Source organism: Corallibacter sp. (assembly GCF_048381695.1).
GTDB lineage: Bacteria > Bacteroidota > Bacteroidia > Flavobacteriales > Flavobacteriaceae > Corallibacter > Corallibacter vietnamensis.
This window is the reverse complement of record NZ_JBLXHI010000024.1, coordinates 1-8,466: the sequence shown is the minus strand read 5'-3', so window position 1 is coordinate 8,466 and position 8,466 is coordinate 1. Positions and strand designations below refer to the sequence as shown.

General features: G+C 47.8%; 8 protein-coding genes. All 8 read left to right on the top strand.

Annotation, left to right across the window (positions count from 1 at the left end):
* Window positions 1-693, top strand: a 693-nt coding sequence (locus ACN5J3_RS14100) for a HupE/UreJ family protein (protein WP_418512148.1), incomplete at its 5' end; no start/stop codon positions are given.
* 532 nt (window positions 694-1,225) lie between these two features.
* Entirely contained in the window at window positions 1,226-1,792 is a 567-nt protein-coding gene (locus ACN5J3_RS14095; protein WP_418512147.1) for a hypothetical protein, read from the top strand.
* A 100-nt stretch (window positions 1,793-1,892) separates the two neighbouring features.
* Window positions 1,893-2,303: a DUF2513 domain-containing protein gene (locus ACN5J3_RS14090; RefSeq protein ID WP_348424352.1), complete on the top strand. Its 411-nt coding sequence runs from the start codon at window positions 1,893-1,895 to the stop codon at window positions 2,301-2,303.
* A gap of 113 nt (window positions 2,304-2,416) precedes the next feature.
* A complete protein-coding gene (locus tag ACN5J3_RS14085) occupies window positions 2,417-3,778 on the top strand; it encodes a KAP family P-loop NTPase fold protein (protein ID WP_418512146.1) in 1,362 nt (453 codons plus the stop codon).
* Window positions 3,779-3,900: 122 nt separating this feature from the next.
* Entirely contained in the window at window positions 3,901-4,890 is a 990-nt protein-coding gene (locus ACN5J3_RS14080) for a DUF4365 domain-containing protein (RefSeq protein ID WP_418512145.1), read from the top strand.
* Between the two features lie 78 nt (window positions 4,891-4,968).
* On the top strand, window positions 4,969-5,571 hold the full coding sequence (locus tag ACN5J3_RS14075) for a hypothetical protein (RefSeq protein WP_418512144.1): 603 nt from the start codon (window positions 4,969-4,971) through the stop codon (window positions 5,569-5,571).
* Window positions 5,572-5,678: 107 nt separating this feature from the next.
* Window positions 5,679-6,461: a hypothetical protein gene (locus ACN5J3_RS14070; protein WP_418512143.1), complete on the top strand. Its 783-nt coding sequence runs from the start codon at window positions 5,679-5,681 to the stop codon at window positions 6,459-6,461.
* Between the two features lie 116 nt (window positions 6,462-6,577).
* A complete protein-coding gene (locus tag ACN5J3_RS14065) occupies window positions 6,578-8,200 on the top strand; it encodes a hypothetical protein (RefSeq protein WP_418512142.1) in 1,623 nt (540 codons plus the stop codon).
* Window positions 8,201-8,466: the final 266 nt, after the last annotated feature.

The window sequence follows — 8,466 nt, the reverse complement described above, 5'->3', positions numbered from 1 at the left end:
CCATCATCAGCTTCATCCTTGAACGCGGCATGCTGCCGGAAAGACGCCCCGAAAAACTGGCTGAAGAAGCCTGAGCAATCGAATCAAATCGATATTAGAACCACCAGGAGCAACACCATGAAACTGACTTCAAAACTACTCACCATCTCCGCGCTACTAACCGCCTCTGCATCCGCCATGGCCCACCCCGGCCACACCGAAGGCGGCTTCACCAGCGGCTTGCTGCACCCCATGCTGGGCCTTGACCACCTGCTGGCCATGGCCGCCATAGGCTTCTGGAGCGTGCGCCAGAGCAAACTCATGAAAAACGCGACCCCAGCCTTCGTGATCGGCGGAATGGTAGGCGGCGCAGCCCTGGCATGGGGCGGTCTGAGCGTGCCCGGCGTTGAAACTGGCATCACCTTCTCCGTACTGGTGGCCGGTATTCTCATTGCCACACTGGCGAAACTGCCCACCGCTGTGGGTGGCACCCTGGTTGGTGCCTTCATGCTGTTCCACGGCTTTGCCCATGGTGCAGAAATGCCAGAAGGCGCAACACTGGCGGACTATCTGGCTGGCTTCTCCATCGCCACCCTTGCAATCACTCTGGCTGGGCGTGGGCTGGGTAGCCTGATGCTAAAAGCCGATAGCCGCTTCAACCGTGGGGTTGGTGGAGTGCTGGCGGTTGCGGGGGCGTATTTGGCAGCGGCTTGAGGCCGTTACTACCTTATAGAGTGCCCCGCCACACCTGACTGCACGACAAAGCCCTCCCGAAGCCTCAACAGCAAATTCGTGCGTTCGTCGCGAATTTGCTGAATTTCAGATTGACTATATAGGAAGTTTCCTGAAAATTAGGTAGTGTATGTTTACACACAAGGGAACTTGCCGCTGTTAGGGACGACAGATGGATTTCAGTTTGCTGCTTTAGCTTTTTTCGAATCTCTTTCGCCCCTTTTACCGCTGGTTTTTCCTGGTGCCTTGTTTAGATCTTTTGATCGAAGGTGGTTTTCGCACGCCTTTGTATTTTGGCGGCCTTGCAGATGCTCTGCGACAAGATCATTGCCAGTGCTTCATTATTGCAATAATGCGGAGGTCACGCGATTACATCAGGGGTGAAGTAGAGATGCTTGCAAGCTGCTGATTCTAATGCATAAATGATGCTGAATAATCTAAGGGTAGGCGCGGATGATTGAAGTCACTTTTGTGCAATAACGAAGCGCTCTATCTAATCACTGTTAGGAGTATTATGAAGTTTTACCATTTTACCCGTAAGGATGCAGTCAAGGGTATTCTAGAAAGCGGGATTCAGAGAGGTATTGTTCCCTTTGAAATACCTAATACCTTCGTTTCGTTAACTTCTGAGTTGCGCCCTGATGACAATGGTCTTATATCGGGTCAGAAATTATTAGAAAGAAAGGATAGAGAATTTGATTTCTTGTCAAAACAATTTCCCATGCTGATCTCTGGGCTCTCTCCAAATAGAACGCTTCAGTTATTTGACCAAACCGAGGCGGTTGTAGAAGTAGCTATAGATGAGTTAGATAATAGATTATTTAACTATGATAGATTCATTGATTTTATGTTGCAGCATCATAAAATCCCCGGTAGCGAGAGGATGCGTTACAAAGCTGCTGGGCTTGCTAGTGCGCGGTTTCCATTAGGAGCTCCAATAGAAGAGCAAACAAGAGAGGCCGAAAAAATATTAGTGTCCGGACAAGAGATGGCGCCACATTGGTTTTTTTATAAGGGCGTAGTGACTCCCGAAATGATAAGCCGGGTGATGTATCGCCAAGGTATAGGAGAGTACTCCTAACCATGCGGTCAACCGGACGCCAAAAACGTATCGCTTTTGGTTCCCTTCGCTGCGCTTCGGCGCCGGTTACCATCAGCATTAAAACCTAGCGAGAGTTTCGATGAAGCTGGATAAAGAATATTTGAGGTCCCTGCTTACCGTTATCGAAGAGAATCCTTCGCCGAGGCCCAGTTTGAAGGGAATTCTCAATGGTATGGGCTTGGAGGACCTGAATGATGACTTTCTTCTCCATTACGAAATCCTTGCTGACTACGGGTTCATCGAGGGCATCGGAAAGTCGTCTAGTATTGGTTTGGTAGATGACTATGACGGTGTTGATTGGGTCGATGCGAATATTCGGTTAACAGCAACAGGGCATGAGTTTATTTCAAACCTTCGACAATCGGAGGTTTGGGAGGCAATAAAAGAGAATTTCAAGGAAGGTTCCATCGAAACCATTTTCGCTGTTGCCAAGAAGTTGGCCGAAGGCTTTGCTAAGAAGCGAATCGAGAGTGTCATAGACGAGTTTTAACAAAGCATTCCAGTTCGTCCCGGCCCTTATGGGCCTCCACCGGACGGCCTTTTCTTCGCTTCGCTACGTAAAGGCCGCCGCTGAATATTGGCGTTATACGTGAAGGAGCACAGATGAACATCGTCACCCCCCCGATTACTGTCGGAGAAGATGAGGCATTCGAGCAAGATGTCCTTGGCCGAAGTAATTTTGGTCAATCTCTATTGAATTTAGTTTGCCAGTCAAGCGATGAGCTTGTTATTTCTCTCGATGGAAAGTGGGGTGAAGGAAAGACTACGTTTGTAAAAATGTGGAAAGGCATGCTCAACCAAGCCGACGTTCCTAGTATATATATTGATGCTTTTGCAAACGACTATATAGATGACGCATTTATTGCCGTTGCTAGCGCTATTACAACATATATTGAACTGAATTCTGTAAACCCGGATGCTCAAAAGTCAAAAGAATTCCGGGAAAAGGCAAAGCATGTTGGAGTTCAATTATTATCCTGGACTGCTAAAGTCGGAATTAAAGCGGCCACGCTGGGTGCAATAAAAGATAGTGACATAGACGAGTTAAAAGATATTCAATCCGATGTAGCTAAAGGGTTATCTACAGTCGTAGGAGACTACGTCGGCGAAAGGCTAGCGTCACACAAGCAGGATGTAGAGCTGCTTCAGTCATTTAAAGGTTTGCTATCGGAAATGCCGAGCCTTCTTAGTCCAGAAGGCGACAAGCCTCTAGTAATAATTATCGATGAGCTCGATCGATGTAAACCCACTTATGCCGTAGAGCTAATTGAAAAAATTAAGCATCTATTTTCTGTTAAAAATGTTGTATTTGTTCTGGTTATGCATAGAAAGCAGCTTGAAGAGGCCGTTAAGTGTATATACGGGCAGAATATAGATGCGCACACCTATCTTCAAAAATTTATTAACATAGAAACCACGATCCCCAAGAAAACTGGTGACCGTAACGATAGCGACATCAATCAGTACAATAAAAAGCTATTTGGCTTACATCAAATAGAAACGTGGGGAGATGGCCGCAATCTAGTGGATTCCCTGGACGTGCTCGCCACGCACTTTAATTTGTCATTGCGCCAGCTTGAGCGGGTCTACACAAATCTGGCTGTTTTTTACGCATCCTCATCAAAGAATCAGCTTAGGCTTGTTCCCATAATTTCATTTCTGGCCGTTATAAAGGTAGTTGATTCATCCGTTTATGAGGCTCTTTTGCATCAAAAAATGACCTACGAAGAGCTTTGCGAAAAGACTGGGCTATCCGAGCATGATCAAGAAGATAGAAATTTGAGAAGGCTACAGTTTTTAGCAATGTGGCTTAAGTTCTCGCTTATAACGGATGAGCAGTTTGAACAGCTTGATGAGAATGATCGAATAAGAGGCTTCGGCCAATCATTGTGGGAGTACAATGTAGAACGAAATCGATTAATTCCTATATTTATCCAAAAGTTAAGCATGTTTACTGTTTCATAGAAATGTATAACAAGCGCATGTTGTCGGACTGGTTTTCCGCTGCGCTACAAACCAGCCGCAAATGCGAGCGTTAGGCGGTTGGTTTCCGGGGTTGGCTGTTACATCAAAAATTGGAATTCAGAATGGATATTCGTAGGAAGCGCCGGTCGGTAAATCAGGTTCGGGAGGATATATCAGTCCAAGTTTTGAGGGAAAAGCTCCCCGAAGCGTGGGTTGTGCATTCGTATGGCGAAGACTATGGAATCGATTGTGTTGTCGAGCTTTTTGATTATCTAGACGAAGATCAAACTCTCGCTGAGACTCTCGGTGAAAACATTTTTATCCAGCTAAAAGGTTCGGGCTCAATTGAGTATGGAACAAAGCGGGCATATCACCGTGGCAACGTTGCAAAGGGGCCCTTGAATGAGGACAGGGCTAAGTTCGATGATATCCCAGTTGCAAAATTTCAACTTGAAGTACCTGAACTTTTGACCGTTCAGGCTATGGGGGTTGCTGTTCCCGTTCTTCTAATACTCGTGGATACGAATACTAAGAGCGCTTATTTCGTTTGTCTTAACGATTACATCGAAAAAGTACTTATCCCCGAAGACCCTAAATTCTATGAAAAGGGCCATAAGACGATCCACATTCCGCTAGCTAACCAGATCTTGAACCTAGAGAACAATTTAGTGCCGTTGAGGGCTTACGGCAAACGTTCCAAGATGTACGGGGCGTTTGGCACGTTTCACTACCAGCACCAAGAGATTCGCCGGGCTCGCGGTCTAACATCGGTTGGCGAGCCAGCTTCACAGGATTGTGTATTGGCGATGATCAAAACCTTCACCGAAGCTTCTCTTCGACTAGATATTTGGGTGGGCCACGAATTTTGGAAACCTATGGGCTGGAGCCAGAATGAACTAGAAGATATTCAGGCCAACATCGAAGCTGGGATAGCACCAAAGGAATTCGACGCGTTTCTTGAATATTGTGATGTCCATGTTTGGCGTCGCCTAGCAAATCTTTCTAGTATGTATGAGGAGCTAGTCCGAGAGTGGTTCATGCCAACAAGTCTTGCATTATTGACGTCTTACCCTGAGGAAGAAAAAGGTGGCGAAGCAGATGCGCGGGCCTAACAATCAGTTCAACGTGGACGTCCGCTGCTGCGCAGCGGCCGCCGATTAACAAGGGCGTTAGGCATCAAGGATGAAACTATGAACAGTCTAGAAATACTCGAAAATTTGAGAACAAGTGAACCTCAGTTACTGACAGATTTACCCGAAACGTTCGGCATTTATGCTCTCTGGGATCACGAGAAGAAAATCCGATACATTGGTTGCACGCCGAAAGCGACAGAAGGCTTTAGAAAACGTGTTGGAAGTAAGCACGTTACTGGCAGTGAAGGGCGTAGCCATAAATTTTCTCAAGCCTATTGCACGGGCAGAATGTGGCGGTACTGCAAAAAGTTAGATCCTTCAGCCGCTCTAAATGCTCAAGATCCAAATGATGCAAAACTAGCAAAAAGACTGCGGACATTATTTATACGCAAGCACTGTAGGGTCACGTTTGTTGAGATCTCTGCGGAGAAGCGTGCAGGGAATTATTTCTCCTTTCTAACTTCTCTAGAGTCTGAAGTTCTTGCCCTTGCACCTTCCAGCATGCGTTTATGGGAAAAAATTGGATTTTCTTCTTTAAAAGAACCAATTGTTCTCGTGGATGAGCTACTTGAAGAAAACCCCAAACTTAAGGACGCCGCAGAAAGGCAGGCGTTGATATACAGGAAATACATTGAGCATAAGGAGTCAGAGATTGCCTAACAAGGCCAGGCACGGCGACGCCTTTTTCATTCCGGCTTCGCCTACACTACAAAGGCGCGCATGCTGGCAGCGTTAGCGAGTATTGGTGAAGTTGGACGAGAATAATTATGAAAGACCTCTTCGATGCAATTACTACAAGGATTCAAGCCCCCTACTTTGGCTACTCACTATTAGCCTTTGTAGTTTTGAACTGGCGGGCGCTTTTCCTGCTCATCATGTTGGATGCAACCGCCCACGAGAGAATTTCAATATTTGAACAAGAGACAAGCGTGTGGTCTGTGGTTGTTCTACCTTTACTGGTGGGGGCGATTTTGGCCATTTTTACACCGTGGTCGAGATATATTTTTGAGTACCTGTCGCAGAAGCCATTTGCACTTCGTGATCGAATCCACCTTCATGCTGACCATCAGCGGACGATTCAGCAAACAAAGCTGGAGCAGGCCCGGTCAGAGTTGTTTGGTCAAAAGGAACAGGAGTTAATTGAGCGCGCGAAGCGCGATGAGGAAATCGCTGGTATTGACGATGAGGACGTAAAGGCGCGGCTGACTAATGAGTTAGCGACGTTGAGGGCTGAGCGAGATAAGTTGGCTTCTCAAATGAACTCTATGGGGGCCACCCTAAACGCAGATGTTTTAAGCGGCGAGGCAGTAAAAATTATTGAAGCCGCAGCCGCGACCAAAAGTGGAACCATACTAACCTCAAAAAGTCTCAGCGGGAGGTCGATAAAGGCGGGGAATTCTGTTTTCGGCGACAAGGATGCTAAATCGTATGCGCTCTACGAATCGGCTCTGGAAGATCTGGAAACAATGGGCTACGTCAAACCACAGGGACCGAAGCGTGAGATTTTTGGACTTACCCATAAAGGGTGGCGTTTTGCGGAGAATCGCTAACAAACCAAGGCAGTGGGACATATTTTGCTTCGCTGCGCTCAAAACGCAAAATATGCCCCTGCTTGGGGGCGTTAGCGAATGTTCAAACCAGCTTTGATTGAGCGGAGTATGCAGTTATGGGACTAAAGCCGCCCCCTCCGCAAGCAGGAAAATCCGGCCTTCTCGCCTTTCGGGAAGCTGTGAAGCTTCATGAAGAAACGATTACAAACAGAAGGGACCGCGAGTTTCACAGGAAAGAGCTCGCGAAGTGGCAGAAGCTTTATGCCACGCTTGCAGGCAAGCGAGATCCCGGAGGTCAGGCCGCGGAACATTTTGCCAATCTTTCCAAGCTGTGTGGTGAACTGTTGGCTGAATATGGTCAGGAACCGTCACCAAGAAAGCGCGCCCCGAAAGCGTTTAATGCAGCCCCTCTTTTCTATCCGAATTTTCCGGAGGAGATCACACACAGGCTGCACTTTCTCGAAGGATCCAGCCTCCGTCGTCAACGTGCTATGCAGTTGGCTGACCATGCCCAGTTCGTGTCTCGTCAAATTTCCGGCACAGGACGTACTCTTTTGTCAGTCGGTGTTCAACGAACGGAAGTCAAATTTTTTGAACGGCTAGTTGAGGCAATTGGCGATCTGCTATTTGGTGATTTAGTAAAGGCAGGATTTGATACAAGCTATGTCATGCGGCCTGAGGGAATAGCACAGGGTAAAGATTGGACGGCCAATTCTCTAGACCCCAACTTGCCTATCGCTCGAATCTGGGCTGACAATGGAAAAGCAAGAAGCTATAGCTGGCAGGCTCGAGTCTTGGGTGAGCAATTTAGGGGCCCGGAGGGCCAAGAACTCCCTGACGGCCTCCTAGATGACGCTAATTCAGGCCCTTGGGATCCGGATCCCACATGGCAGCGAATTCTCAACCTAACTGAGAACGATGGGCTGCAGGAGGCGATGGGTTTAGTTGAAGAAATTCCCGCACAGGAGCGTGAAGAACTGTTCGACGAAGTTCTCTATCTCCGGTTTCTCACTGGCACCGGTGTCCGAGCCGAGGATATTCGCTTGGTGGCCCGAAAGCACGCAAAAAGCTCGTTGATTGCAGGGCGATTGCTTGAAGAGTTCGAAACATTTCTTGAGTATTTGGATGGAGCGCTTGAAGACGATCCTCCAATTCTTGAGCGACTTTCACGCCTGAGGCCGGAGTTTGGCTCAGCAATGTTACCTCCTATGCCCCCAGCCTCTGACTGGCCAGCTCTGAGGAGGCATCTTTCCGGATTTACGACGCCAGGCGGCCCGAGAGGGAGAATATTTTCCATCAATATCGATATAGGGTTTGGCAGTGTCGCTGATTTCTTCGCGGGTTACATGATCGCAGCTGAGAATGCTTTCCGTAGACATAGGTCCATTCCGGAAATTGGGAGAGGATGGGCTTCAGAAGTAGCGCTATTAGACCTGGTCAGAAAATTCTGGCCATCGGCAGTCCACCAATGGCGCCCTGCTTTTTTAGGTCTACAGTCTGTTGACATCCATGTACCGGAAATCAATCTTGCTATTGAGTATCAGGGGCAGCAGCACTACGAGCCTGTGGCACTTTTTGGTGGTGAAGAAGGCTTCAAGTCGACACAAGCACGGGACGAAAGAAAGAAAACTTTGTTGGCAACCCAAAGTGTGCGGCTCCTAGAGTGGCCATATACTGCACCGATTACAGAAGAGGAGTTGAGAGCACGCTTATGCGAGCTGGGTGTTTCACTGCCATGATTACCGTAAATCTTCACGCTAACAAACGCGTCAACACGGACCGGATTTTCCGTTGGTGCTCTAAAGTCGACCGGTTACGCTAAACGTTAACTGCCTTTATCTATGAATATCGTAACCTGGAACTGTAATGGAGCGTTGAGACGAAAGCTTGCAGAAGCGGAGAGCTTGCAAGCTGATGTCTTGGTGGTTCAGGAATGTGAAGACCCTGCGCTATCGACCCCTGCATACAGGGAGTGGGCCGGTGAGTACCTATGGGTGGGTGAGTC